Raw genomic sequence first — 24,555 nt, forward strand, 5'->3', positions numbered from 1 at the left:
CTCATGTCAAAACCAGCCTACAAGCGCGTCCTCCTTAAATTGTCCGGCGAAGCCCTGATGGGCGATGATCCTTACGGCATCAACCGCGGCACGATCGAACGGATGGTCGCCGACGTGGCAGAGGTCGCGAAACTGGGCGTGGAACTGGCGATCGTCATCGGCGGCGGCAACATCTTCCGTGGCGTCGCCCCCGGCGCGCAAGGCATGGACCGCGCCACCGCCGACTACATGGGCATGCTGGCCACCGTCATGAACGCGCTGGCCCTGGCCGACGCGATGCGCCATGTCGGCATCACCGCCCGCGTGATGTCGGCGATCGGCATCGAACAGGTGGTCGAGCCGTATGTGCGCCCGAAAGCCCTGCAGTATCTGGAAGAAGGCAAGGTCGTGGTGTTTGCGGCCGGCACCGGCAACCCGTTCTTCACCACCGACACCGCAGCGGCGCTGCGCGGTTCGGAGATGAGCGCGGAGATCGTGCTCAAGGCCACCAAGGTCGACGGTGTCTACACCGCCGATCCGAAGAAGGATGCTAACGCCACGCTGTACAGCTCCATCACTTTCGACGAAGCCATCGCCAAGCATTTGCAGGTCATGGACGCCACCGCCTTCGCGCTGTGCCGCGACCAGAAACTGCCGATCAAAGTGTTCTCCATCACCAAGCCGGGCGCGCTGATGCGCGTCATCATGGGCGAGGATGAAGGTACACTGGTTCACGTTTAAACAATATTTCGATTACAGGAGAGCAGCAATGTCCGTAGCTGACGTTAAAAAAAGTGCGCAAGAGCGCATGATCAAATCGCTGGAAACCTTGCGCGCCGATCTGGCCAAGGTTCGTACCGGCCGCGCCCACACCGGCATCTTGGACCACGTGCAGGTTGAGTACTACGGTTCGCCGACCGCGCTGACCCAGGTCGCCAACGTGACCCTGATCGACGCCCGCACCATCGGTGTGCAGCCGTTCGAGAAGAAGATGGCCGCCACCATCGAGAAAGCCATCCGCGACGCCGACCTGGGCCTGAACCCATCGGCGCAGGGTGACATGATCCGCGTGCCAACCCCGCCGCTGACCGAGGAACGCCGCAAGGAAATGGTCAAGCTGGTCAAGAGCGAAGCGGAAGACGCGAAAATCGCCGTCCGCAACATCCGTCGCGATGCCAACGAAGGCATGAAGAAGCTGGTCAAGGACAAGGCGATCTCGGAAGACGACGAGCGCCGCGGCACCGACGAGGTGCAGAAGCTGACCGACAAGTTCATCGTCGACATCGACAAGATGGTCGCAGAGAAAGAAAAAGAAGTTCTGACGGTTTAACCATCAGGGGCGCCAGCATGGTTGCCCCAACCCGGGGTCAGGTCCCCCATTAGAGCATGAGCCCGGCCTGAGTAGCCGGGCTCATGCTCTAATGGGGGACCTGACCCCGGGTGTTCGCTATGCTGGCGTCTTGTCTTTTTGCGTCACACCTGCAATACTTTATACTTTGGCACCAAAGTTTTCATGAAATATACGAGTTCGACTACTGAGGTTCCAGACGCACCGTCCGTGCCGCGCCATGTCGCGATCATCATGGATGGCAATGGCCGCTGGGCCACCAAGCGCTACCTGCCGCGCGTGGCCGGCCACGTCAAGGGCGTGGACGCCGTGCGCACCTCGGTCGAGGCCTGCGCCCGCCGTGGCGTCGAGTACCTGACCCTGTTCGCCTTCAGCTCCGAAAACTGGCGCCGCCCGGAAGAGGAAGTGTCCCTGCTGATGCGCCTGTTCGTGACGGCGCTCGAACGCGAAGTCTCCAAGCTGCACGCCAATAACATCCGCCTGCGCGTGGTGGGCGAGCTCGGCCGCGCCGACGAAAAGCTGCGCGGCATGATCGCCGCCGCCGAGCGCAAGACCGCCGGCAACACCCGCATGACCTTGACGGTCTGCTTCAACTACGGCGGCCGCTGGGACATCATGCAGGCGGTCGGCCAGATGGTGCAAGCCCATCCCGGCGCCACCAACTTCACCGAAGAGCAGCTGGCGCCGCACCTGGCGATGGCCTACGCGCCCGAGCCCGACCTGTTCATCCGCACCGGCGGCGAGCAGCGCATCTCCAATTTCCTGTTGTGGCAGCTCGCCTACACCGAACTGTTCTTCACCGATACCTACTGGCCCGATTTCTCGATCGAGAGCCTCGACGAGGCGATTGCCTCCTACCAGCATCGGGAGCGGCGCTTCGGCCGCACCGGCGCGCAACTGGCAGAAAAGAAAAGCTGATGCTGAAAACTAGGATTATTACCGCTGTGGTCTTGCTGGCGGTGTTGCTGCCGGTCCTGTTCTTCAACTATTTCCCAGCGTTTGCCGTCGTCGTCACGCTGTTCCTGGGCGCAGCGATGTGGGAGGGCGCCCGCCTGTTCGGCCTGTCCGCCATGCGCGCGCGCGTGGTCGGCGTGGCCGGCGCGGTGCTGTTCGTGTTCCTGCTGCAGCACTCCGGCAAGCCGGGCGCGCTCAGCGCGCTGTACGGCGCGGCCTGCCTGCTGTGGCTGATCCGCTATGCGCCGTCGCTGGGCCTGGGCCTGCCGCCGCTGGCCGGCGCGGCCAACTGGTCGCTGGCGATCACCTTCAGCTTCGCCATCTTCGCCTGCTTCTTTGCCATCGTCAGCCTGTACCAGCACTCGGCGCTGTATTTGCTGTCGGTGATGGTGCTGGTGTGGATCGCCGACATCGGCGCCTACTTCTCCGGCAAGGCCTTCGGCAAGCGCAAGCTGGCGCCGTCCATCTCGCCGGGCAAATCCTGGGAAGGCGCGATCGGCGGCGGCATCGCCGTGCTGGCCATCGCCTCCGTCAGCGTGCTGCTGGCCGCCGGCCAGCCGTGGCTGCAGGACACCTTCGCCTTCCAATTGCAGGCGCGCTTCGGCTGGGCACTGGCCCTGCTGGTGCTGCTGCTGATCGTCGCCGCGTCGGTGATCGGCGACCTGTTCGAATCCCAACTCAAGCGCCGCGCCGCCTTCAAGGACAGCAGCAACCTGCTGCCGGGCCACGGCGGCGTGCTTGATCGTATCGACGCCTTGATCCCGGTCCTGCCGCTGGCCGCGCTGATCGGCTCCTGGTTCTGAAAGAATAACTATGCAACGCATCACCATCCTTGGCGCCACCGGTTCGATCGGCGTGTCCACGCTGGACGTGCTCGCCCGTCATCCCGAGCGCTATTCCGTCTACGCCCTGTCGGCCCATAGCCGCGTCGATGAACTGGCGGCCCAGTGCATCCAGTTCCGTCCCGCGCGTGCGGTGGTCGGCACGGCGGCCGGCGCCAGCGCGTTGACCGCGCTGCTGCGCGCCGCCGGCGTCAACACCGAAGTGGAATATGGCGAGGCGGCCCTGTGCAGCATCGCCAGCGCGCCGGAAGTCGACAGCGTGATGGCCGCCATCGTCGGCGCCGCCGGCCTGGCGCCGACGCTGGCCGCGGCCCGCGCCGGCAAGAAGGTCCTGCTGGCCAACAAGGAAGCGCTGGTGATGTCCGGCCAGCTGTTCATCGACGCCGCCCACGCGGCGGGCGCGGTGCTGCTGCCGATCGACAGCGAACACAATGCGATCTTCCAGGGCATGCCGCAGTTCGGCGGCCGCGTGCCGGCGGTGCGCGACGCCAAGGCCGGCATCGCCAAGATCCTGCTGACCGCTTCCGGCGGCCCGTTCCTGACGCGCGACGTCGCCACCTTGGACGCGGTGACGCCGGAGCAGGCCTGCAAGCACCCCAACTGGTCGATGGGCCGCAAGATCTCGGTCGATTCCGCGACCATGATGAACAAGGGCCTGGAAGTGATCGAGGCGCACTGGTTGTTCGGCGCGCCGGCCGAGCAGATCGAGGTGGTCATCCATCCGCAGTCGGTGATCCATTCGATGGTGTCGTATGTCGACGGTTCGGTGCTGGCGCAGCTGGGCAACCCGGACATGCGCACGCCGATCGCGCACGCGCTGGCCTACCCGGAGCGTATCGAATCGGGCGTGGCACAGCTGGACCTGACGCAGATCGCCACGCTGCAATTCGAACGTCCCGACTTCAACCGCTTCCCATGCCTGGCGCTGGCCTTCGAGGCGCTCAAGGCCGGCGGCACCGCGCCGGCGCTGCTGAACGCGGCCAACGAGATCGCCGTGCAAGCCTTCCTCGACCTGCGGATCGGCTTCCGCCAGATCGACCGCGTGAGCGCGCATGTGATGGAGGCGCTGCCGCACGGCGCCGCCGACAGCATCGCCGCCGTGATGGCGCAGGATGCGCTGGCGCGCGCCGCCGCTGAAACCTATATCGCCGGACTGGCAAAATGAACTTCCTGCAAACCGTGCTGGCATTTGTCGTCTGCCTCGGCTCCCTGGTCATCTTCCACGAACTGGGGCACTACCTGGTGGCGCGCTGGTGCGGGGTCAAGGTGCTGCGCTTCTCGGTTGGCATGGGCAAGGTGGTATGGTCGCGCCGTTTCGGGCCGGACCAGACCGAGTGGGCGGTGTCGGCGCTGCCGCTGGGCGGCTACGTCAAGATGCTCGACTCCCGCGAGGGCGACCTGGGCGACCTGCCGCCGGAAGACCTGAAGCGCGAATTCACCCGCCAGAATGTGTGGAAGCGCATCGCCATCGTGGCCGCCGGCCCGCTGGCCAATTTCCTGATCGCGATCGTGCTGTTCGCCGGCTTGTACATGCACGGCGTGGAAGAACCGACCAGCAAGATCAGCGTACGTGCCACGGAGGCGGCAACCGCGGCTTCCGCGCCCACCGTCGCATGGCGCGCGGGCCTGCGCAGCGGCGACATGGTCACCGCCGTCAACGAGCAGCCGGTGGCCGTGTGGTCCGAGCTGCGCTGGAACCTGATCCAGGCCGCCATCGATAAAAAAGAAGCCCGCATCGCCGTCGAGCGCGTGGGGCAGGGCCGCTTCACTTTCGTGCTGCCGGCCGACGCGCTGGCAACGCTGGACCTGGAAGGCGACGTGCCGGGCAAGCTCGGTGTGGGCGTAGGCCGTCCGGCGCCGGTGGTGCAGGAAGTGATCGCCGGCGGTCCCGCCGCGCGCGCCGGCCTGCTCAAGGGCGACCTGCTGCTGTCGGTGGACGGCACGCCGGTGGGCGACGGCATCGCCTTCATCGACATCATCCGCGCCTCGGTCGGCAAGACGGTGCAGGTGGCGGTGCGCCGCGCCGGCCAGCAGCTGGTGCTGCCCATGGCGCCGCAGGCCGAGCAGGCAAAAACCGGTAAGGGAACTGTAACAGTCGGTAAGATCAGCGCTTACGTCGAGCTGCAGCCGGATATGATCACCGTGCCATCATCCCCGATTGCGGCCGTCGGCAAGGCGGTGGCGCGGGTATGGGATACCTGCACCATGACGGTCAAAATGATCGGCAAGATGATCACCGGCGAGGTCTCGCTGAAGAACGTCACCGGCCCGATCACCATCGCCGATTATGCCGGGCAGACCGCGCGAATGGGCGCGGCCAGCTATTTGAGCTTCATCGCCTTCATCAGCATCAGTTTGGGGGTAATGAATTTGCTACCAATTCCCGTTCTAGATGGGGGGCATTTGCTGTATTATTCGCTGGAAGTTTTAACTGGGCGTTCTGTGCCGGAGCGTTTTGGTGAGATTGCGCAGCGCCTGGGCATGGGCTTGTTACTGACGTTGATGCTGCTGGCGGTGTTTAACGACGTCGCGCGGCTGCTGTAACAGGCTCGCTTTGTATATAAAAGTAGTTCGTTGATTTAGCCATTGAATAACCCCAATGAAATTATATTCTGACCGTATTACTTCATCTTCCTTTCGCCGCAGCCTGATCGGCGCCGCTGTCCTGGCGCTGTGCGCCGGCAGTGCCATGGCCATCGAGCCCTTCGTCATCAAAGACATCCGCGTCGAAGGGATCCAGCGTACGGAAGCCGGTACGGTCTTCAGCTACCTGCCGGTGCGGGTCGGCGAGACCTTCAACGACGACAAATCGATCACCGCCATCAAGGCGCTGTATGCCACCGGCTTCTTCAAGGACGTCAAGCTGGAAGCCGACGGCGGCGTGCTGGTGGTGCTGGTCGAGGAACGCCCGGCCATCTCCAAGGTGGAGTTCACCGGCACCAAGGAATTTGAAAAAGACACGCTGGTCAAGGCGCTGAAGGATATCGGTGTCGGCGAGACCAAGATTTTCGACAAGGCGTCGGTCGACCGCGCCGAGCAGGAACTGAAGCGCCAGTATCTGTCGCACGGCCTGTATGGCGTCAAGATCGTCACCACCGTCACCCCGATCGAGCGTAACCGCGTCAACATCACCTTCGCGGTGGACGAGGGCGACATCGCCAAGATCAAGCAGATCAACATCGTCGGCAACAAGGTGTTCTCGGACAAAGAGCTGAAAGACCAGCTGGCCCTGAACACCGGCGGCTGGTTCAGCTGGTACACCAAGGCCGACCAGTACTCCAAGACCAAGCTGACCGGCGATATCGAGTCGCTCAAGTCCTACTATCTGAATCGCGGCTACATCGAGATGCAGATCGAATCGACCCAGGTGTCGATCACGCCGGACAAGAAGGACATCTACATCACCATCAACATCACCGAAGGCGAGAAGTACACGGTCTCCGGCATCAAGTTCGAAGGCGAGACCTTCGGCCGCGAAGAGGAACTGCGCTCGCTGGTGCTGCTGCGCCCGGGCGAAACCTATTCCGGCGAGCGCCTGACCGCCACCAACAAGCTGATCTCCGATCGCCTGGGGACCTTCGGCTACGCCTTCGCCAACGTCAACGCCAATCCGGAGATCGACCAGAAAAAGCGCGAAGTCGCCTTCACCTTCTTCATCGATCCGGGCAAGCGCGCCTACGTGCGCCACATGAACATCGCCGGCAACACCACCACCCGCGACGAAGTGATACGCCGCGAGTTCCGCCAGTTCGAATCGTCGTGGTACGACGCCAACAAGATCAAGCTCTCGCGCGACCGCGTCGACCGCCTTGGCTACTTCAAGGACGTGACCATCGACACGCCGGAAGCCCAGGGCACGTCCGACCAGGTGGACGTCAACCTGACCGTGGTCGAAAAGCCGACCGGTAACTTCCAGATCGGCGGCGCGTTCTCGCAGTCCGAGAAGTTCACCTTCCAGGCGGCGATCCAGCAGGCCAACTTCGCCGGTTCGGGCACCACCGTCGGCATCGAGTTCAATACGTCGAAATACAGCCGCACGCTGTCGTTCTCGCAGACCGACCCGTACTACACCGACGAAGGCGTATCGCGTTCGTACGAAGTCTACCTGCGCACGCAGCAGCCGCCGGCACTCAACATCGGCAGCTACACCATACGCCAGACCGGTGGCCGCATCAGCTACGGCGTGCCGTTCTCGGAAGTCGACACGGTGTTCTTCGGTATCGGCCTGGAACGCTCGAAGATCAGCACCGACGCCACCTCGCCGGTGCGCTTCAAGGAATACGTGACCACCATTACCGGCGCCCCGGACGGCATCGGTACCGCCTCGACCAACGCCGTGCCGCTGACGGCGGCGTGGGCGCGCGACAGCCGCGACTCGGCGCTGACGCCGACCGTGGGCCGCTACCAGCGCGCCAACCTGGAACTGGACCTGATCGGCCAGCAGAAGTACTACCGCGCGGTCTACGAGCAGCAGTGGTACAAGCCGCTGTTCTCCAAGGTGACGCTGGCGTTGAAGGGCGAGATCGATTATGGTCATGGCCTGGGCAACAGCAGCTATCCGGTGTTCAAGAACTTCTATGGCGGCGGCATCGGTTCGGTGCGCGGCTACCTGAGCTCCTCGCTGGGCGCGGTCGACCAGGTGTACGGCGATGCGCTGGGCGGCGCCTCGCGCCTGATCGGCACCGCCGAACTGCAGCTGCCGTTCCCAGGTTCGGGCCAGGACCGCAGCCTGCGCTGGTTCGGTTTCCTCGATACCGGACAGGTCTACCAGGAAGGCGCGAAGATGCGCGCTTCCGAGCTGCGCTACTCGTCGGGCCTGGGCATCAGCTGGATTTCGCCGGTCGGTCCGCTCAAGTTGAGTTATGCTAAGCCTTTGAACGCCAAGCCGGGCGACCGCCTGGAACGCTTCCAGTTCCAGATGGGTACCGGCTTCTAAGGCGGCGGGTTGATGGCATTGAGTATTGATATTTACTTCGGAGAAACAAGTTGAAGACTGCGTCCGCTACCCTGACCAAATCTCTCGCCGTGCTTGCACTGGGCTGGTGTGCATTGGCGCCGGTGCAGGCCCAGACCTCGGCCTCGCGCATCGCGTGGCTGAGCCCTGAGCGCATCTACAACGAATCCAAGCTGGCCAAGCTGGCCGGCGAGAAGCTGCAAGAGGAATTCAAGAGCCGCGAGAAGGCCATGCAGGATATGGCCGGACGCCTGAAGGCGGCGTCGGAAAAGCTGGAAAAGGATGTGCCGACGCTGGCCGAGGCCGACCGCGTCAAGCGCCAGCGCGACGTGTTCGAGCTGGATAAGGAATACCAGCGCCGCCAGCGCGAGTTCCGCGAAGACCTGAACCAGCGCACCAACGAGGAACGCCAGGCGATCTCGGAAAAAGCCACCAAGATCATCAAGCAGATGGCGGCGGTGGAAGGTTTCGACATCGTCCTGCAGGATGCGGTCTGGGCCAGCCCGCGCATCGACATCACCGACAAAGTGCTGGCCGCGCTGGATAAAGACAAGTAAAACACATCAAGATTGGATCACCCGATGGGCACTCGACTAGGGGAATTGGTCGAACGCCTCGGCGGGCAGTTGGTGGGGGATGCGAACCTGGAAGTGACCGGGATCGCGCCACTGACGGACGCCGGCGTTTCGCACATCAGCTTTCTCAGCAATAGCAAACTGCGCGCGCAAGCGCTGCAAAGCCAGGCGGCGGCACTGATCGTGTCGGCCGCCGATGACGCTTTTATCGCCGCCGGCTATGCCGGCGCGCGCATCGTCACCAATAATCCGTACGTGTATTTCGCCCGCGCGGCGCAGTATTTCGAATCGCTGACGGCCATCGTGCCGGCGCCGGGCGTGCACGCCAGCGCCGTGGTGGCGGCCGACGCGGTGGTCGCCGCCAGCGCCCACGTGGGCGCGCGCGTGGTGATCGAGAGCGGCGCCGTGATCGGCGAGCGCGCGGTGATCGACGCCGGCTGCTACATCGGCCGCGACGCCGTCATCGGCGAGGAGTCGCATTTGTTCGCCAACGTGACCTTCCAGTCGCGCTGCGTGATCGGCAAGCGCGGCATCATCCATTCGGGCGCCGTCATCGGCACCGACGGTTTCGGTTTCGCCAACGAGGGCGGGGTCTACATCAAGATTCCGCAAACCGGGCGGGTGGTGATCGGCGACGATGTGGACATCGGCGCCAACACCACCATCGACCGTGGCGCACTGGCCGACACGATTCTGGAAGACGGCGTCAAGCTGGACAACCAGATCCAGATCGGCCACAACTGCCATATCGGCGCGCACACGGCGATGGCCGGCTGCGTCGGCGTGGCCGGCAGCGCGAAGATCGGCAAGTACTGCACCTTCGGCGGCGCCGCGATGGTGCTGGGCCACCTGACCATCGCCGACAAGGTGCATGTGGGCTCGGGCAGCATGGTGTCGCGTTCCATCCTGGAGCCGGGGCAGTACACCGGCTTCTATCCGCTGGCAAAAAACAGCGAGTGGGAAAAATCCGCCGCCATCGTCCGCAATCTGTCGACGATGCGGGATAAAATCCGCGCGCTGGAAAAAACAATTAAAACATTGACGAATCAAGACGAGAAATAATCATGACCACTACCACGACCCCTGTTACCTCCGAATCCACCTGCGTGAAGAAATGCATGGATATCCATCAGATCAAGCAATACCTGCCGCACCGCTACCCGATGCTGCTGGTGGACCGCGTGCTGGACTGGGAGTCGGGCAAGACCATCACGGCGATCAAGAACGTCACCGCCAATGAGGAATTCTTCAACGGCCACTTCCCGCACAAGCCGGTCATGCCGGGCGTGCTGATGATCGAAGCGATGGCGCAGACCGCGGCCATCCTGTCGTTCCTGACCATGGACATCAAGCCGGACGAGAATTCGGTGGTGTACTTCGTCGGCATCGACGCCGCGCGCTTCAAGCGTCCGGTGGAGCCGGGCGACCAGCTGGTGATGAACGTCGAGATCCTGCGCGTCGCGCGCGGCATCTGGAAATACAAGGCGGTCGGCACGGTCGACGGCCAGACCGCGGTCGAGGCGGAACTGATGTGCACCATCCGCAGCGCCACCGACGCCAGCCAGCCAGCAGGGAAGTAATCATGGCCAAGATTCACGCCACCGCCATCATCGACTCGAAGGCGCAGCTCGACGAATCCGTCGAGGTGGGGCCGTATTCGGTGATCGGCCCGAACGTGGTGATCGGCGCGCGCACCGTGGTCGGTCCGCACGTGGTCATCGAGGGCAACACGACCATCGGCAGCGACAACAAGTTCTTCCAGTTCTCGTCGATCGGCGCCGCGCCGCAGGACAAGAAGTGGAACGGCGAGCCGACCCGCCTGACCATCGGCGACCGCAACACCATCCGCGAGTTCTGCACCTTCAACACCGGTACGGTGCAGGACAAGGGCGTGACCTCGCTGGGCAACGACAACTGGATCTCGGCCTACGTCCACCTGGCGCACGACTGCCAGGTCGGCAGCAACACCATCTTCTCGAACAACGCGCAGATCGCCGGACACGTCGAAATCGGCGACTGGGTGATCATGAGCGGCTTCGCCAATGTGCACCAGTTCTGCAAGATCGGCGCGCATGCCTTCGTCGGCATGAGCACCTCGCTGACCCAGGACGTGCCGCCGTTCGTGCTGTTGAACGGTAACCCGGCGCAGGCCCACGGCGTCAACATCGAAGGCCTGAAGCGGCGCGGCTTTACGCGCGAGCAGATCAACGGCATCCGCACCGCGTACAAGTTGATCTACCGCTCCGGCCTGACGCTGGAAGAGGCCAAGGTCGCATTGCAGGCCGAAGAGGATGCGATGCCGGCAGCGGCCGAGCAAATCCGCTCGATGCGCGAATTCCTCAACGTCGCCAGCCGTGGCATCGTCCGCTGACTTGACGGCGCCGGCTGCGTCGCCGCTGTCGGTGGCGCTGGTGGCTGGCGAGCCGTCGGGCGACCTGCTGGCGGCGCGGCTGTTGTCCGGCCTGCGCCCGCACTTGCCGGAAGCGCGCTTCCACGGCATCGGCGGCGAACACATGATCGCGCAGGGCTTCGAATCGCACTGGCCGATGGACAAGCTGACCGTGCGCGGCCTGCTGGCCGTGATTCCGCGCTACCGTGAAATCAAGGGCATCCAGAACCAGTTGCGTGACCAGCTGCTGGCCGAGCGGCCGGCGGCCTTCATCGGCGCCGACTATCCGGGCTTTAACCTCGGGCTGGAAGAGCAGCTCAAGGCGGCCGGGATTCCGACCATCCACTACATCGGGCCGCAGATCTGGGCCTGGCGCGGTGGACGCATCAAGAAAATCATCAAGGCGGTATCGCACATGCTGGTGGTGTTTCCTTTTGAAGAGGAGATCTACCGCCAGGCCGGCGTGCCGGTCACGTATGTCGGCCATCCGCTGGCGGAGCTGATCCCGCTGGCGCCGGACGTGGCGGGCGCGCGGCGCGCGCTGGGCATCCCGGAGGACGCCAACGTGGTGACCATCATGCCGGGCAGCCGCATGTCCGAGCTCAAATACAACACGGCGGCCTTTATCGGCGCGGCGCGGCTGCTCAAGCAGCGCGACCGTACACTGCGTTTCGTGACGCCGATGGCGGGCGAACGGCAGCGCCAGTACTTCCTCGAACTGGTGGCGCAGGCCGGCCTGCAGGACGTCGAAGTGCAGCTGCTGGACGGACAATCGCACACCGCGATCGCCGCGGCAGACGCGGTGCTGGTGGCCTCGGGCACGGCCTCGCTGGAAGTGACGCTGTTCAAGAAGCCGATGGTGATAGCCTATCGCATGATGGAGCTGGAATGGCAGATCCTGCGCCACTTCGGCTACCAGCCGTGGATAGGTTTGCCCAACATCCTGGCGCGCGAGTTCCTGGTGCCGGAGCTGCTGCAAAACGCCGCCAATCCCGAAGCGCTGGCGGAAGCCATGTGGAAGCAGCTGAGCGACGCGCCGCATCGCCTGCGGCTGAGCGAACGCTTCACCGACATGCATCACAGCCTGCTGCGCAACAGCGCGGTGGAGAGCGCGGCCGCCGTGCTAAAAGTAATCAAAGCCTAAGAGTCTCAACGTGAAAAACCCAACCCCCGGCCTGTTCGACTTCCTGCCCGACTCGCCCGATGAAATCATATGCGGCGTCGACGAGGCGGGCCGCGGCCCGCTGGCCGGCCCGGTGTACGCGGCGGCCGTGATCCTGGACGTGTCGCGTCCGATCGAAGGCCTGCGCGATTCGAAGAAGCTGACCGAGGCCAAGCGCGATCTGCTGGCGCCGCTGATCAAGGCCAACGCGCTGGCGTGGGCGATCGCCGAGGCGTCGGAAGAGGAAATCGACAAGCTCAATATTCTGCAGGCGTCGATGCTGGCGATGCGGCGCGCGGTGGAGGCACTGAGCACCGTGCCGACGCTGGCCCTGATCGACGGCAACCGCTGCCCGGTGATGAAGATCCAGAGCATCGCGATCGTCGGCGGCGACGACAAGGTCGATGCGATTTCGGCCGCCTCGATCCTGGCCAAAACCGCGCGCGACGCCGCGCTGGTGACGTTGCACGCCCAATATCCGCAGTACTGCTTCGATCAGCACAAGGGCTACGGCACCGCGCTGCATCTTGAGCGCTTGCGTGAGCACGGGGCGTCGCCGGTGCATCGGCGTTCGTTCGCGCCGGTGCGCAAAGTACTTGAAGAATTTTCGCTGCGCGCAGGAGGATCCGCATGAAGACCATCACCTCGCGCGATAACGCGCAGTACAAGGAGCTGGTCAAGCTGGCCGGCAGTTCGCAGGCGCGCCGCAAGTCCGGCCGCACCTTGCTGGACGGTGTGCACCTGTGCCAGGCCTATTTGCAGCTGCGCGGCCTGCCGGAGCAGTGCGTGGTCAGCGAATCGGCGCTGCACAACCCGGAAGTGATGGAGATCGTCGGCCGGCTGGAGGCGCAGCATGCGCATGTGCTGGGATTGCCCGATGCGATGTACAACGCCGTCAGCCAGGTCGAACACGGCGTCGGCGTGATGTTCCTGATCGAGACGCCGGAGCGCGCCGTGACCGAGCCGCTGGCCGTGTCGGCGGTGCTGCTCGATAACGTGCAGGACCCCGGCAACGTCGGTTCCATCCTGCGCAGCGCGGCGGCGGCCGGCATCACCCAGGTGTACTGCAGCGCCGGTTCGGCGTTCTGCTGGTCGCCCAAGGTGCTGCGCGCGGCCATGGGGGCGCACTTTGTGCTCGATATCTTTGAAAACGTCGACCTGGCGCAGTTGGTGTCCGCCTCCAAGGTGGCATCGCTGGCGACCAGCGGTTACGCCACCCAGCGCCTGTACGATGTCGACCTGCGCCAGCCGGTGGCGTGGCTGTTCGGCCACGAAGGGCAGGGCGTGGCGGACGACCTGCTGTCGATGGCGACGCATCAGGTGGTGATACCGCACCTGGGCCAGGTGGAGTCGCTGAACGTGGCCGCATGCGCGGCAGTATGCTTTTTCGAGCAAGTCAGGCAGAATCAGTCATAACTGACTTATTGGAGCCATTGATGGATATCGCGCAGTTGCACTTTCTGGTGGCCGAGGGAGATCAGGTACAGCGCCATGCGCTGGCCGATATCCTGGTGCACCTGGGCGTGGGCCGGATCACGCAGGCGCCCGACGGCCATACTGCAATGCGTCATTTCAGCGCCGGCATCACGCCGCAGGTGGATATCGCCATCATCGACCTGGCGCTGCCGGGCATGGACGCGCTGGAGCTGATACGCCGCCTGTCCGAAGCCAAATCGCGCATGGGCGTGGTGGTGGTGGGCGCGCAGTCAAACGCGGTGCTGTTCTCGGTGGAGACCATGGCGGCGGCCTACGGCATCAATATGCTGGGCGCGATCGGCAAGCCGGTGATCGGCAGCCGGTTGGAGACGCTCATTACCAATTATCTGCAGCCGGAAGAGCCGCGCGCGGTTGGCGCGTATGCCAATATTCCGCCGATCTCGTTCGCCGAGGTGGGGCAGGGCTTGCAGATGCGCGAGTTCGATCCCTTCTTCCAGCCCAAGATCGAGCTGGAGACCGGCCAGGTCAAGGGCCTGGAGATGTTCGCGCGCTGGCGCCATCCGCTGTATGGCGTGCTGGGACCGGCGTCGTTCATGCAGGTGCTGGAGGATAACCGGCGCATCGACTTCCTCGACTGGAGCATGATCGAGAAGTCGGTGGCGGCCTGCCGCACCCTGCACGACCAGGGGATACCGATTTCGTTTTCCATCAATGTTGACCAGGGCACGCTGGCGCATCCGCAGTTCATGGAGCAGATTTCGGCTTGCCTGGAACGGCATCGCATCATGCCCGATTACATTACTTTCGAGATGACTGAATCGGCAGTATTGACTACTGATCCACATTTCCTCGAACGGCTGTTGCGCTTGCGCATGAAGGGTTTTGGCCTGGCGATTGACGACTACGGCACTGGCCGGAGTAATCTGCAATTGCTGGCGCGTATTCCATTCTCCGAATTAAAAATAGACCGTAGTTTTGTCGATGGCGCTTCCAAGAAACAGGCCATAGGCACGGTGCTGCGTTCCTGTTTGGGATTAGCGCGCAGCCTCGACCGGCGCTCGGTGGCGGTCGGCGTCGAGACCAAGCAGGATTGGGACTTCCTGCAAGGCCTGGGCTGCACCTATGCGCAGGGTTACTACATCGCCAAGCCGATGCCGGTCGAGGAATTCCCCGCTTGGCTGGCCGACTGGCAGCACTTCTTCTGAACGAAAGCGATAGGTCTGCGGCGCCTCATTTGAGCTACACTGTTGTCTCAAAGGAGATGATCATGTCAGATTCCAAGAAACCCGCGTCAGCCGCAGTTATTGACACCAATAAGCTCTATCGGGTTGACCCCCAAACCCGCATTGCCGCGATCCGAAAGGGTATTCCAGCCTCGATGGTCGGCGAGCTTTCGTCTATGATGGGGATGAGTAAGGAACTGCTGCTCGGCAGTCTTGGCCTGTCACGCGCAACCATCAGCCGGAAGGAAAAGGACGAGACGGCGTTGTCGAAAGACGAATCCGAACGCGTCCTGGGTGTGGCGTCCTTGATCGGCAAAGTGCAGGCGATGGTGGAGGAGTCCGGCGACCCGACCGGTTTTGACGCTCCACGTTGGGTTGCGGACTGGTTAGCCAAGCCACTGCCTGCGCTTGGTGGCGCAACGCCGGCCAGCTACATGGACACTTTCGAAGGGCAAAAGCTGGTGGCTGAATTGCTATCCATGAGCCAGAGCGGAGCCTATGCATGACAATGTCCTTGTGGCGTATAGCCGTCGAGGCGCCAAGCTATAAGGCCAACGATCTTACCGGCGCCGGCGCCAAGATTTCGGGGGGACGTTGGAATAGCATCGGCACGCCTCTCATCTACAGCGCTAGCAACATTGCCTTGGCGACCATTGAAACGGTCTTGCATATACGTAATGGCGGCCTGCCATTCAATCGTTTTTTGGTGCGAATCGACGTTCCCGACGGCGTCTGGGATACCCGTCTCGTGCTCGACCCGTTGCCTGGCGGATGGGATGCGGTTCCGTCCGGTATGACAAGCCGGATGACAGGTGACGCCTGGGTGGCATCGAGCAGTTCGGCGCTATTGCTTGTGCCGTCGGTAAGCGTGCCCGATGAATATAATGTGCTGATTAATCCGCTGCATCCGGATGTCACCTCCATAACGGCGACAACCATTAAACGCTGGATCTACGACCCTCGTTTTTTCTCCTGATGCTTTGAGCCGGATATCGGTGGGCGCCTACATGCTCCTTGTAGCAAACCTCCTGTTTTCTCCCCTATTTTTTTCGGCTTTCCCATATTTAAACCGATGAATTCGGAAATAGTTTAATGTTTGAAAAAATCGAAGAAAATTGAAGAGAAAATCGGGGTTTTGCTACAAGGAGCGGGGCAGCGCACCCCATGTGCATATTCCCAAGGAAATTACTATTTCGAATAATTCGCCAAACTCAAGAAACAGGCGTTGGCCTGCGTGAACTTGGCTGGCAATAAGAGCAGGTGGTAACTCTCCCTGCGGGGTCAACTGAAATAGAGTTTCCCAGATGGAGAGCAGAGTTGGGTCCCGTCGTGCAAATTTTTAGCCCGTTTGCGCTAATATTTGGCATGATTAAAGGGCTAGTATTGAACTGAGTCATCTCCAGCCACAATGGGGAGGTATGAATCCAGGTGTTAGTTCATTTCGATAAATTGATATTGTCTCAGCGCGAAAGCACTATTTTTTGATTGGCTTAGAAGAGTGTGCAGCAGCGATAAATTTAGAACTAGGCTTACCGCCAAGTACCGGCTTATTTTGAAAAATCTACAGAAAGAAAGTGTGGACGGTGAATTTCTGGTGAGATCCATGGAATATGTTGCCGGTTGCTGCGGGAGTAAATGAAAAATCGTTATTCGTTACGCTTGGCGTGAAAAAATCTCCCGCCTATGTTGTAATTAAAAATTGGCGGGAGGAGTTCATGGCTCGGTTTATTCTCTGGAGTGATTTAGCCGAATAATGTTTTTCTCAGTATTTTGCTGGTGCTGGAATAGCGTCGTTGCTGAGTTCCCGATAACTGCTGCGCACACCGGCCAATAGCTCGGCCAGCGCTGGTTGGTCGCGCCAGCGGCCCTCGGCCATAACGCCTAATGGCGTGCGTAGGGTTGATAATCCATCCAGCGGATTATGCTCGGTCAGCACCAGGTCGGCGCGATAGCTGGCGACCACCTGGCCGAACGGCACCCCGCCTTTGGTGCGGGCAATGAACGTGCCCGGCGCGCTGGTGGCTGTCGCCAGCGCTTGGTAGCGGCTCAGATGCGAGCTTTCCAGTTCGGCAAGATTGTCGTGCAGGGAATAGCCCGGCGCCACGCCGGGTATGGTCGGCGCGTCGGTGCCGGACAGCAATTCGACGCCGCCGTCGGCCATGGCCTTGGTCAGCTTGCGCAGGAAGGCCAGCTTGGCCTCCAGCCGTGCCGACTTGCCGCCGTAGCCGCTGCGACGCCATGCCTGCACATCGGCCGGCGCCACGTAGGCCGTCTGCGGCGCGGCCAGGATGGCCTGCAGCACCTCGGGATGACCGAGCTGGCTGGCGATCGCATGGTAGGTCACTAGATCGGCGATCACCGCCGCGCCATGGCGCTTGGCCAGCGCCACCGCCTCGGGAATGCGCGCCTCATCGGGTGGCGCATCGGTTTCCTGCCCGCCGGGCGGCGTGAAATAGGTGTAGAAGAATTCCTCCAGATGGGCGACCAGCACCTGGCCCTGTGCAAGCTGGCGCTCCAGGCGCACCGCCGTCACCCCATGGCCCACCAGCGGCAATCCCTGGGCGCGACCCGCTTCTGCCAGCGCGCTGAACACGTCCGGCGCCAGCCCCACATACACCTTGATGAAATCATAACCATTGGCGGCGGCCAGGTCGACCACCGCGCGCGCCTGCGCCGGCGTCTTCACCTGCAAACCGTTGTAGTCCGGCGTGCCGTCCACCATCAGGCTGGCGTAGACATGGGGGCCGGGCAGCGTGCCGCGCGCCACGGCCGGCACGATGCTGTCGACCAGGTTGGCGCGCGCGCCGCCCATATTGAGCAGCGTGGTGACGCCGTTGGCCAGGTACAGCGCCAGGTCGTTGCGGGTTTCGGAATGGGAGTGCATGTCGGCCAGGCCGGGCGACAGCCATGCCGTAGCGTGGCCATCGACGACGCGGTAGCCGGCCGGCGCCGGCAAAGCCGCGCCAACCGCCTCGATGCGGCCGTCCTTGACCAGCACCGTCTGGTCGCGCAACACGCGCTCGCTGTCCATCGGCACCACGTTGACATGCAAGAAGGCGGTCGATTGCGCCCACGCCGCGACCGGAGCCAAGGCGGCGAACAGCAGCGCAATCAAGCGCATCTCAGTACTCGCGCCGGTTGGGCTTGATCTCTTGCAGAATGGTGGTGGAGATTTCCTCGATCGACTTGGTGGTCGACGACAGCCAGCGTATGCCTTCGCGCTTCATCATCATTTCCGCCTCGTTGACCTCGTAGCGGCAGTTTTCCAGCGCCGCGTACTTGCTGCCGGCGCGCCGTTCGTTGCGGATCTCGGACAAGCGCTCGGGCGTGATGGTCAGGCCGAAGATCTTGGACTTGAACTCGTACAGCGACGACGGCAGCCTGCCGCGCTCGAAATCGTCCGGGATCAGCGGATAGTTGGCCGCCTTGATTCCGTACTGCATCGCCAGGTACAAACTGGTCGGCGTCTTGCCCGAGCGCGACACGCCCACCAGGATCACGTCCGCCGACGACAGGTTCTTGTGCGACTGGCCGTCATCGTGCGCCAGCGAGAAATTGATCGCCTCGATGCGGTTCTTGTACTCCTCGCTGTCGACGATGTTGTGCGAGCGGCCGATGGTGTGGGTCGACTTGGCGCCCAGCTCTTGTTCCAATGGCGCAACAAAAGTTTGGAACATGTCCATGTACATGCCCTTGCACAGGCGGATCACGTCCGACAGCTCGGTTTTGACCAGGGTCGAAAAGATAATCGGGCGTTGACCGTCGGTTTCAAACGCTTCATTGATTTTTCGTACCGCGTCGTGCGCCTTGTCCAGCGTATCGATGAAGGGTAGCCGGATCTGGCGGAAACGCAGCTCGAACTGGGTCAATACCGAGTGACCAAAGGTCTCAGCCGTGATGCCGGTGCCGTCGGAAACGAAGAAGACCGTGCGGGCTACCGTGGGCAGGGGAGGTCGTTGTTCTTGTGTCATGTAGAGTAAGCCTGTCATTATTGTGAATCGTCAATTTGGGCCGCAGGCTGTAGAATGGGCGCCATAGGTAAGATTGTGCTGCACGACGACCAGAATAACAAGAAACAAAGTCTGCGCCTCGCTGGAAGATTTCTATCATCAAAAGGGTGTCATTATGTCCAACGCAGCATTGAAGGAGCAGAGCAACGGAGCGGTATATGTCGCATCGTTCGAACATTTGCGCATGACGGATGTTGAATCCGTCGGCGGCAAAAACGCCTCATTAGGCGAAATGATCAGCCAACTGGCTGGCGCCGGCGTCCGGGTTCCGGGCGGCTTCGCTACCACGGCCCAGGCTTTCCGTGACTTCCTGTCGCACAGCGTCGCCGGCGGCAAGCCGCTGGCCGAACGCATCGCCGACCGCCTGGCCGACTTGAATATCGACGACGTGCGCGCCCTGGCGCAAGCCGGCGCCGAGATCCGTCAATGGATCGTCGAAACCCCGTTCCAGCCACGCCTGCAACAGGAAATCGAGACCTTCTACAACCAGCTGGTCGCCGATTCGGCCACCGAGATGTCGTTCGCCGTGCGTTCCTCGGCCACCGCCGAAGACTTGCCGGACGCTTCGTTCGCCGGCCAGCAGGAGACCTTCCTCAACGTGGTCGGCATCGAAAACGTGCTCGACGCGATGAAGCATGTCTTCGCCTCGCTGTACAACGACCGCGCCATCTCCTACCGCGTCCACAAAGGCTTCACCCACGCCGAAGTGGCCTTGTCGGCCGGCGTGCAGCGCATGGTCCGTTCCGACCTGGGCGCGGCCGGCGTGATGTTCACCATCGACACCGAGTCCGGCTTCAAGGACGTGGTCTTCGTCACCTCCAGCTACGGCCTGGGTGAGACGGTGGTGCAGGGCGCGGTCAACCCGGACGAATTCTACGTCCACAAACCGATGCTGGAAAAAGGCAAATCGCCCGTCATCCGCCGCAACATCGGCTCCAAGCTGCTGAAGATGGAGTTCACCAACGAAGCCAAGGCTGGCCGTTCGGTCAAGACCGTGGACGTGCCGGTCGAACTGCGCAACCGCTACTCGCTGAACGACACCGAAGTGGTGGAACTGGCCAAGTACGCCGTCATCATCGAGAACCACTACGGCCGTCCAATGGACATCGAGTGGGGCAAGGATGGCCGCGACGGCAAACTGTACATCCTGCAAGCGCGTCCTGAAACCGTCAAGTCGCAGCAGAAGGCGACCGACGTGCAGCAGCGCTTCAAGCTGAAGTCGAGCGGCACGGTGCTGGCCTCCGGCCGCGCCATCGGCCAGAAGATCGGCGCCGGTCCGGTACGCGTGATCCACGATCCGGCCGACATGGAACGCGTGCAGCCTGGCGACGTGCTGGTCGCCGACATGACCGACCCGAACTGGGAACCGGTCATGAAGCGCGCTTCGGCCATCGTCACCAACCGCGGTGGCCGTACCTGCCACGCGGCGATCATCGCCCGTGAACTGGGCGTGCCGGCGGTTGTCGGCTGCGGCGACGCCACCGATATCCTCAAGGACGGCACCTTCGTCACCGTGTCCTGCGCCGAAGGCGACGAGGGCAAGATCTACGACGGCCTGCTGGAAACCGAAATCTCGGAAGTGTCGCGCGGCGAGCTGCCCAAGCTGCCGACCAAGATCATGCTCAACGTCGGCAATCCGCAGCTGGCTTTCGACTTCCAGTCGGTGCCGAACGGCGGCGTTGGTCTGGCGCGTCTTGAGTTCATCATCAACAACAACATCGGCGTGCATCCAAAAGCGATTCTGGAATACCCGAACATTGACGCCGACCTGAAAAAAGCGGTGGAGTCGGTCGCGCGCGGCCACGCCTCGCCGAAAGCCTTCTACGTCGACAAGCTGGCCGAGGGTATCGCCACCATCGCCGCCGCCTTCTGGCCGAAACCGGTGATCGTGCGCCTGTCGGACTTCAAGTCCAACGAGTACAAGAAGCTGATCGGCGGTTCGCGCTACGAGCCGGACGAAGAAAATCCGATGCTGGGCTTCCGCGGCGCGGCGCGCTACCTGGCGGCCGACTTTGCCGGCGCATTCGAAATGGAATGCCAGGCCATGAAGCGTGTGCGTAACGACATGGGCTTGACCAACGTCGAGATCATGGTGCCGTTCGTGCGTACCCTGGGCCAGGCCGAGAAAGTCGTCAACCTGCTGGCCAAGAACGGCCTGGTGCGCGGCGAAAACGACCTGCGCCTGATCATGATGTGCGAAGTTCCTTCGAACGCCATCCTGGCCGACCAGTTCCTCGAGCACTTCGACGGCTTCTCCATCGGTTCCAACGACCTGACCCAGCTGACCCTGGGCCTGGACCGCGATTCCGGCATGGCGCTGCTGGCGGCCGACTTCGACGAGCGCGATCCTGCGGTCAAGGCGCTGCTGTCGATGGCGATCAAGGCTTGCCGCGCGCAGGGCAAGTACATCGGCATCTGCGGCCAGGGTCCTTCCGACCATCCGGACTTCGCGGTCTGGCTGATGGAGCAGGGCATCGAGTCGATGTCGCTGAACCCGGACTCGGTGATCGACACCTGGCAGAAGCTGGCAGCCCTGCAAAAGTAATAAAGAGTTGACGCAGGCGTAAATTGGTTTAGACTGGGGTTATCGAATTTAGTAGCAAATAACACTATCAATACCAACGCACCTTGCAGCAAAAACCCTCGCAGCCCGCACCGGGAAGCGGGGGTTTTTGCATTTTTAAACCTGAGAGGAGTGCATCATGGCTGACTGGAGCTTTTGGTTGGTCGCCGCCGGCGCCACCGTGATACTGGAACTGTTCAGCGGCACGTTCTATCTGCTGATGATCGCCATCGGCCTGGTGTCCGGCGCGCTGGCCGCGCTGCTGGGCTTCGGCATGGCGCTGCAGACGCTGCTGGCCGCCTTGGTGGGCATAGCCGCCACCGCGCTGCTGCGGCGCAGTCGTTTCGGCAAGCTGGTCAATCGTACCAAGGCCGAGCACGACCCCAACGTCAACATGGACATCGGCCAGACCGTGCACGTGCCTGCCTGGCAGGACGGCGCGGCGCGCGTCATGTATCGCGGCGCGCTGTGGGATGTGGAACTGGCGCCCGGCATGACGCCGGCGCCTGGCCAATTTACGATACGCGAAGTACGCGGCAGCCGCCTGATCGTGGCGGCTTAAGATTTACCCACCGGAGAGTTTTATGGATATCAGTTTCGGCAACGTCACCTTCATCATCTTCATCCTGGCCTTGGTGTTCGTCTTCAAGACCATCAACGTCGTCCCGCAGCAGCATGCGTGGGTGGTCGAGCGGCTCGGCAAGTACCACGCCACGCTGGGCCCCGGCCTGAACATCGTGATTCCCTTCGTCGACCGCATCGCCTACAAGCACATCCTGAAGGAGATCCCGCTCGACGTGCCGCCGCAGGTCTGCATCACGCGCGACAACACGCAGCTGCAGGTGGACGGCATCCTGTACTTCCAGATCACCGACGCCATGCGCGCCTCGTACGGCTCGTCCAACTACATCACCGCCATCACGCAGCTGGCGCAGACCACGCTGCGCTCGGTGATCGGCCGCATGGAACTGGATAAGACGTTTGAAGAGCGCGACCATATCAACACCGCCATCGTCAACGCCATCGATGAATCGGCCGCCAACTGGGGCGTGAAGGTGCTGCGCTACGAGATCAAGGATTTGACGCCGCCGAAAGAGATCCTGCACGCGATGCAGGCGCAGATCACCGCCGAGCGCGAAAAGCGCGCGCTGATCTCGGCCTCGGAAGGCCGCAAGCAGGAACAGATCAACATCGCCAACGGCGAACGCGAAGCGCAGATCGCCCGCTCGGAAGGCGACAAGCTGGCCGCCATCAACCGCGCCCAGGGCCAGGCCGCCGCCATCGTCGCGCTGGCCGAGGCGAATGCGTCGGCGCTGCGCCAGGTCGGTGCGGCGATCCGCGAACCGGGTGGCGAGGACGCCGTCAACCTGAAGGTGGCCGAACAGTACGTGGGCGCCTTCTCGCAGCTGGCCAAGACCAACAACTCCATCATCATTCCGGCCAACCTGGGCGAGATGAGCGGCTTGATCGCCACCGCCATGCAGGTGGTCAAATCGCAGAAGGATGCGCCGCTGGTCAAGCCGGCCAAGGCCTAAGGAGGAGTAACGATGGCTACATGGGCGGTAGACGCATTCGGCAACGATTATGCGCAGGACTGGGCGGAAGACCTGGGCCAGATCAGCAACCTGGAGGCGGTGGAAAATACGCTGGACATGGCGCTGGAAAACGCCGGCGAGACGCTGGACGCGCCGTTCGCGGCCGAGGCGCTGGTGGCGATTGAAGTGCTGGCGCGCCTGCAAGGCAAGGGCGGCGAGCGCAGCGAAGACAGCGCGGCGGTCGACGAGTGGGTGGATGCGCGCAAGGCCAAGGCCCGCGTGCGCACCGACCTGGCCGAGAAGGCCGGCCGCGCCATCGAGCGCATCCTGTCCGAGCAATCCGAGCTGCGCGAGCTGTGGGCCGACAGCGAGCATTACGCCGACTGGCGTGCGGCGGTGGAAGAACTGCGCGGCCGCATCGCCGCCTGAACGCCTACAACATGTCGATACGGCCGTAGAGTCCGTGCGTCTCGCCGCCCGGCCCGGCGGCGAAGAACAAGGTGTTGGCTGGCTGGTTGTTGACGCCCGGCCCGAAGGCGATGCCCCACAAACCGTCGATGACGATGGCGCTGCCGTCGGCCTTGGACAACGTGCCGCTCATGGCGCCGCTGGCCGGGTCGTAGGCGTTGATCTTGCCGTCGCCGAAATTGCCCACCAATAGCTTGCCGCTGAAACTGCCGAAGTTGGACGGCGCCATCGCCATGCCCCACGGCGCATTCAGCGCGCCGCCCATGACCAGCTGCTTGATCAGGTTGCCGGCGGTGTCGAACACGTCGATCGCCCCCAGTCCGGCGCCGGCCACTTCGTCGTCGCCGCCGCTCTCGCGCTGGGCGAAGGCGATGTAGATGCGGTCGCCGACGGCCTGGATGCCGAACGGCGCGTAGTTGGCCGGCAGCGCAGCGTCGCGGAAGGCGCCGCTCAGCGTCACCTTGTTGAAGCCGGCGTCGAACACGTCGACGCGGTTGTTGTGGAAATCGGCCGCGTACAGGTAATTGGCGTTGTTCCAGGTGGCAATGGCCAGGCCTTTGTAGACCGCCTGCGCGCCGGCGCCGTCGAACACGGTGAGGGCGTTGTTGCGGTCCACCGTCGGCGACCAGGCGGCGATCTTGCCGCTCTCGGTGGCGAAGATGAAGGGGCTGGCGCGGAAATCGCCGCTGCCGTTGTAGACGATGCCGGTCGGCGCCGGCGGCGTGGCCACCACCAGCGTTTGCGGCACGCCGCTGCCGTCGTACAGCGTGGAGGTGGAACTGCCGTTGTTGGCGACCCAGACAAAGCCGCTCGGATTGAAGGCGATGCCCCAGGCGTTGACCAGTTTGGCGTCGGTCTGGGCGGCGCTGCCGGCAATGTCGCCGACCAGGTTGCCGACTTTGAATTGGCTGGCGACGACAGGCGGCATGACGACCGGCGGCGACGCCATCGGCGCGTCGTAGCCACCGCCGCCACATGCGGACAGAGTCAGGGACAGGGCGGTCAAGGCGGTGCAGGTGCAAGTGCGGGTGTGCATGGCGACTCCTTTCGGGATCAGGGTTGGTGTCCCGTGGATTCCCGCCCGCCGCCGCGCGGTTCCCGCGCCGCGCGAATAAA

The 24,555-nt window shown here is 62.9% G+C and carries 24 protein-coding genes; 21 read left to right on the forward strand and 3 right to left on the reverse strand.

What is annotated here, in order from left to right:
- The first annotated feature begins 3 nt into the window (after positions 1-3).
- The 17 genes from pyrH (at position 4) to D0T21_RS04780 (ending at position 15,839) form a co-directional block, all read left to right on the forward strand.
- Positions 4-720, forward strand: a complete 717-nt coding sequence (gene pyrH / locus D0T21_RS04700; RefSeq protein WP_008449294.1) for a UMP kinase — start codon at positions 4-6, stop codon at positions 718-720.
- 28 nt (positions 721-748) lie between these two features.
- Complete coding sequence (frr, locus tag D0T21_RS04705) at positions 749-1,309, forward strand: ribosome recycling factor (protein WP_116988648.1); 561 nt, start codon at positions 749-751, stop codon at positions 1,307-1,309.
- 183 nt (positions 1,310-1,492) lie between these two features.
- A complete protein-coding gene (uppS, locus tag D0T21_RS04710; protein ID WP_116988649.1) occupies positions 1,493-2,245 on the forward strand; it encodes a polyprenyl diphosphate synthase in 753 nt (250 codons plus the stop codon).
- Positions 2,245-3,084: a phosphatidate cytidylyltransferase gene (locus tag D0T21_RS04715; RefSeq protein WP_116988650.1), complete on the forward strand. Its 840-nt coding sequence runs from the start codon at positions 2,245-2,247 to the stop codon at positions 3,082-3,084. The genes uppS and D0T21_RS04715 overlap by 1 nt, the downstream gene beginning before the upstream one ends.
- Positions 3,085-3,094: 10 nt before the next feature.
- A complete protein-coding gene (ispC, locus tag D0T21_RS04720) occupies positions 3,095-4,288 on the forward strand; it encodes a 1-deoxy-D-xylulose-5-phosphate reductoisomerase (RefSeq protein ID WP_116988651.1) in 1,194 nt (397 codons plus the stop codon).
- Positions 4,285-5,667, forward strand: coding sequence for an RIP metalloprotease RseP (gene rseP, locus D0T21_RS04725; protein WP_116988652.1), 1,383 nt, complete (start codon positions 4,285-4,287; stop codon positions 5,665-5,667). Before ispC ends, rseP begins: the two co-directional genes overlap by 4 nt.
- A 55-nt stretch (positions 5,668-5,722) precedes the next feature.
- Complete coding sequence (gene bamA / locus D0T21_RS04730) at positions 5,723-8,059, forward strand: outer membrane protein assembly factor BamA (protein WP_116988653.1); 2,337 nt, start codon at positions 5,723-5,725, stop codon at positions 8,057-8,059.
- Between the two features lie 50 nt (positions 8,060-8,109).
- Positions 8,110-8,634 carry an OmpH family outer membrane protein gene (locus tag D0T21_RS04735; protein WP_116988654.1) on the forward strand — a complete coding sequence of 175 codons (525 nt, stop codon included), beginning with the start codon at positions 8,110-8,112 and terminating at the stop codon, positions 8,632-8,634.
- A gap of 24 nt (positions 8,635-8,658) precedes the next feature.
- Positions 8,659-9,714, forward strand: coding sequence for a UDP-3-O-(3-hydroxymyristoyl)glucosamine N-acyltransferase (gene lpxD / locus D0T21_RS04740; RefSeq protein ID WP_116988655.1), 1,056 nt, complete (start codon positions 8,659-8,661; stop codon positions 9,712-9,714).
- A gap of 2 nt (positions 9,715-9,716) precedes the next feature.
- Complete coding sequence (gene fabZ / locus D0T21_RS04745; protein WP_199538399.1) at positions 9,717-10,232, forward strand: 3-hydroxyacyl-ACP dehydratase FabZ; 516 nt, start codon at positions 9,717-9,719, stop codon at positions 10,230-10,232.
- A 2-nt stretch (positions 10,233-10,234) separates the two neighbouring features.
- Positions 10,235-11,023: an acyl-ACP--UDP-N-acetylglucosamine O-acyltransferase gene (gene lpxA, locus D0T21_RS04750; RefSeq protein ID WP_116988657.1), complete on the forward strand. Its 789-nt coding sequence runs from the start codon at positions 10,235-10,237 to the stop codon at positions 11,021-11,023.
- Positions 11,007-12,185 (forward strand): lipid-A-disaccharide synthase, encoded by a 1,179-nt coding sequence (lpxB, locus tag D0T21_RS04755; protein ID WP_116988658.1) that lies wholly within the window; start codon positions 11,007-11,009, stop codon positions 12,183-12,185. Before lpxA ends, lpxB begins: the two co-directional genes overlap by 17 nt.
- 10 nt (positions 12,186-12,195) lie before the next feature.
- A complete protein-coding gene (rnhB, locus tag D0T21_RS04760; RefSeq protein WP_116988659.1) occupies positions 12,196-12,837 on the forward strand; it encodes a ribonuclease HII in 642 nt (213 codons plus the stop codon).
- The gene (locus tag D0T21_RS04765) at positions 12,834-13,619 is read left to right on the forward strand and encodes an RNA methyltransferase (protein WP_116988660.1); all 786 of its coding nucleotides are present in this window, start codon (positions 12,834-12,836) and stop codon (positions 13,617-13,619) included. The genes rnhB and D0T21_RS04765 overlap by 4 nt, the downstream gene beginning before the upstream one ends.
- A 20-nt stretch (positions 13,620-13,639) precedes the next feature.
- Positions 13,640-14,845, forward strand: a complete 1,206-nt coding sequence (locus D0T21_RS04770; protein WP_116988661.1) for an EAL domain-containing protein — start codon at positions 13,640-13,642, stop codon at positions 14,843-14,845.
- Between the two features lie 62 nt (positions 14,846-14,907).
- Entirely contained in the window at positions 14,908-15,369 is a 462-nt protein-coding gene (locus D0T21_RS04775) for an antitoxin Xre-like helix-turn-helix domain-containing protein (RefSeq protein ID WP_229211334.1), read from the forward strand.
- Positions 15,366-15,839, forward strand: a complete 474-nt coding sequence (locus D0T21_RS04780) for an RES family NAD+ phosphorylase (RefSeq protein WP_116988662.1) — start codon at positions 15,366-15,368, stop codon at positions 15,837-15,839. Before D0T21_RS04775 ends, D0T21_RS04780 begins: the two co-directional genes overlap by 4 nt.
- A 786-nt stretch (positions 15,840-16,625) precedes the next feature.
- Here the strand turns inward: D0T21_RS04780 and D0T21_RS04785 are convergent.
- A complete protein-coding gene (locus D0T21_RS04785; RefSeq protein WP_116988663.1) occupies positions 16,626-17,984 on the reverse strand; it encodes an amidohydrolase in 1,359 nt (452 codons plus the stop codon).
- 1 nt (position 17,985) lies between these two features.
- Positions 17,986-18,834, reverse strand: a complete 849-nt coding sequence (locus D0T21_RS04790; protein ID WP_116988664.1) for a pyruvate, water dikinase regulatory protein — start codon at positions 18,832-18,834, stop codon at positions 17,986-17,988.
- 154 nt (positions 18,835-18,988) lie between these two features.
- On the opposite strand from D0T21_RS04790, the gene ppsA reads away from it, so the two are divergent.
- The 4 genes from ppsA (at position 18,989) to D0T21_RS04810 (ending at position 23,400) form a co-directional block, all read left to right on the forward strand.
- On the forward strand, positions 18,989-21,418 hold the full coding sequence (gene ppsA, locus D0T21_RS04795; RefSeq protein WP_116988665.1) for a phosphoenolpyruvate synthase: 2,430 nt from the start codon (positions 18,989-18,991) through the stop codon (positions 21,416-21,418).
- Between the two features lie 157 nt (positions 21,419-21,575).
- A complete protein-coding gene (locus D0T21_RS04800; protein ID WP_116988666.1) occupies positions 21,576-21,998 on the forward strand; it encodes an NfeD family protein in 423 nt (140 codons plus the stop codon).
- 22 nt (positions 21,999-22,020) lie between these two features.
- A complete protein-coding gene (locus tag D0T21_RS04805; protein ID WP_116988667.1) occupies positions 22,021-22,971 on the forward strand; it encodes an SPFH domain-containing protein in 951 nt (316 codons plus the stop codon).
- 12 nt (positions 22,972-22,983) lie between these two features.
- The gene (locus tag D0T21_RS04810; RefSeq protein WP_116988668.1) at positions 22,984-23,400 is read left to right on the forward strand and encodes a DUF4259 domain-containing protein; all 417 of its coding nucleotides are present in this window, start codon (positions 22,984-22,986) and stop codon (positions 23,398-23,400) included.
- A gap of 4 nt (positions 23,401-23,404) precedes the next feature.
- Here the strand turns inward: D0T21_RS04810 and D0T21_RS04815 are convergent, their stop codons facing one another.
- A complete protein-coding gene (locus tag D0T21_RS04815) occupies positions 23,405-24,475 on the reverse strand; it encodes a TIGR03118 family protein (protein WP_116988669.1) in 1,071 nt (356 codons plus the stop codon).
- Positions 24,476-24,555 lie beyond the last annotated feature (80 nt).

This window comes from Duganella sp. BJB476, assembly GCF_003416895.1.
In the GTDB taxonomy this organism is placed as follows: Bacteria; Pseudomonadota; Gammaproteobacteria; order Burkholderiales; family Burkholderiaceae_D; genus Rugamonas.

Bases quoted from the DNA above. Each gene is read 5' to 3' on its own strand.
- pyrH (WP_008449294.1), top strand. From the start codon at position 4: ATGTCAAAACCAGCCTACAAGCGCGTCCTCCTTAAATTGTCCGGCGAA.
- frr (WP_116988648.1), top strand. From the start codon at position 749: ATGTCCGTAGCTGACGTTAAAAAAAGTGCGCAAGAGCGCATGATCAAA.
- uppS (WP_116988649.1), top strand. From the start codon at position 1,493: ATGAAATATACGAGTTCGACTACTGAGGTTCCAGACGCACCGTCCGTG.
- D0T21_RS04715 (WP_116988650.1), top strand. From the start codon at position 2,245: ATGCTGAAAACTAGGATTATTACCGCTGTGGTCTTGCTGGCGGTGTTG.
- ispC (WP_116988651.1), top strand. From the start codon at position 3,095: ATGCAACGCATCACCATCCTTGGCGCCACCGGTTCGATCGGCGTGTCC.
- rseP (WP_116988652.1), top strand. From the start codon at position 4,285: ATGAACTTCCTGCAAACCGTGCTGGCATTTGTCGTCTGCCTCGGCTCC.
- bamA (WP_116988653.1), top strand. From the start codon at position 5,723: ATGAAATTATATTCTGACCGTATTACTTCATCTTCCTTTCGCCGCAGC.
- lpxD (WP_116988655.1), top strand. From the start codon at position 8,659: ATGGGCACTCGACTAGGGGAATTGGTCGAACGCCTCGGCGGGCAGTTG.
- fabZ (WP_199538399.1), top strand. From the start codon at position 9,717: ATGACCACTACCACGACCCCTGTTACCTCCGAATCCACCTGCGTGAAG.
- lpxA (WP_116988657.1), top strand. From the start codon at position 10,235: ATGGCCAAGATTCACGCCACCGCCATCATCGACTCGAAGGCGCAGCTC.
- D0T21_RS04765 (WP_116988660.1), top strand. From the start codon at position 12,834: ATGAAGACCATCACCTCGCGCGATAACGCGCAGTACAAGGAGCTGGTC.
- D0T21_RS04770 (WP_116988661.1), top strand. From the start codon at position 13,640: ATGGATATCGCGCAGTTGCACTTTCTGGTGGCCGAGGGAGATCAGGTA.
- D0T21_RS04775 (WP_229211334.1), top strand. From the start codon at position 14,908: ATGTCAGATTCCAAGAAACCCGCGTCAGCCGCAGTTATTGACACCAAT.
- D0T21_RS04780 (WP_116988662.1), top strand. From the start codon at position 15,366: ATGACAATGTCCTTGTGGCGTATAGCCGTCGAGGCGCCAAGCTATAAG.
- D0T21_RS04785 (WP_116988663.1), bottom strand. From the start codon at position 17,984: ATGCGCTTGATTGCGCTGCTGTTCGCCGCCTTGGCTCCGGTCGCGGCG.
- D0T21_RS04790 (WP_116988664.1), bottom strand. From the start codon at position 18,834: ATGACACAAGAACAACGACCTCCCCTGCCCACGGTAGCCCGCACGGTC.
- ppsA (WP_116988665.1), top strand. From the start codon at position 18,989: ATGTCCAACGCAGCATTGAAGGAGCAGAGCAACGGAGCGGTATATGTC.
- D0T21_RS04800 (WP_116988666.1), top strand. From the start codon at position 21,576: ATGGCTGACTGGAGCTTTTGGTTGGTCGCCGCCGGCGCCACCGTGATA.
- D0T21_RS04805 (WP_116988667.1), top strand. From the start codon at position 22,021: ATGGATATCAGTTTCGGCAACGTCACCTTCATCATCTTCATCCTGGCC.
- D0T21_RS04810 (WP_116988668.1), top strand. From the start codon at position 22,984: ATGGCTACATGGGCGGTAGACGCATTCGGCAACGATTATGCGCAGGAC.
- D0T21_RS04815 (WP_116988669.1), bottom strand. From the start codon at position 24,475: ATGCACACCCGCACTTGCACCTGCACCGCCTTGACCGCCCTGTCCCTG.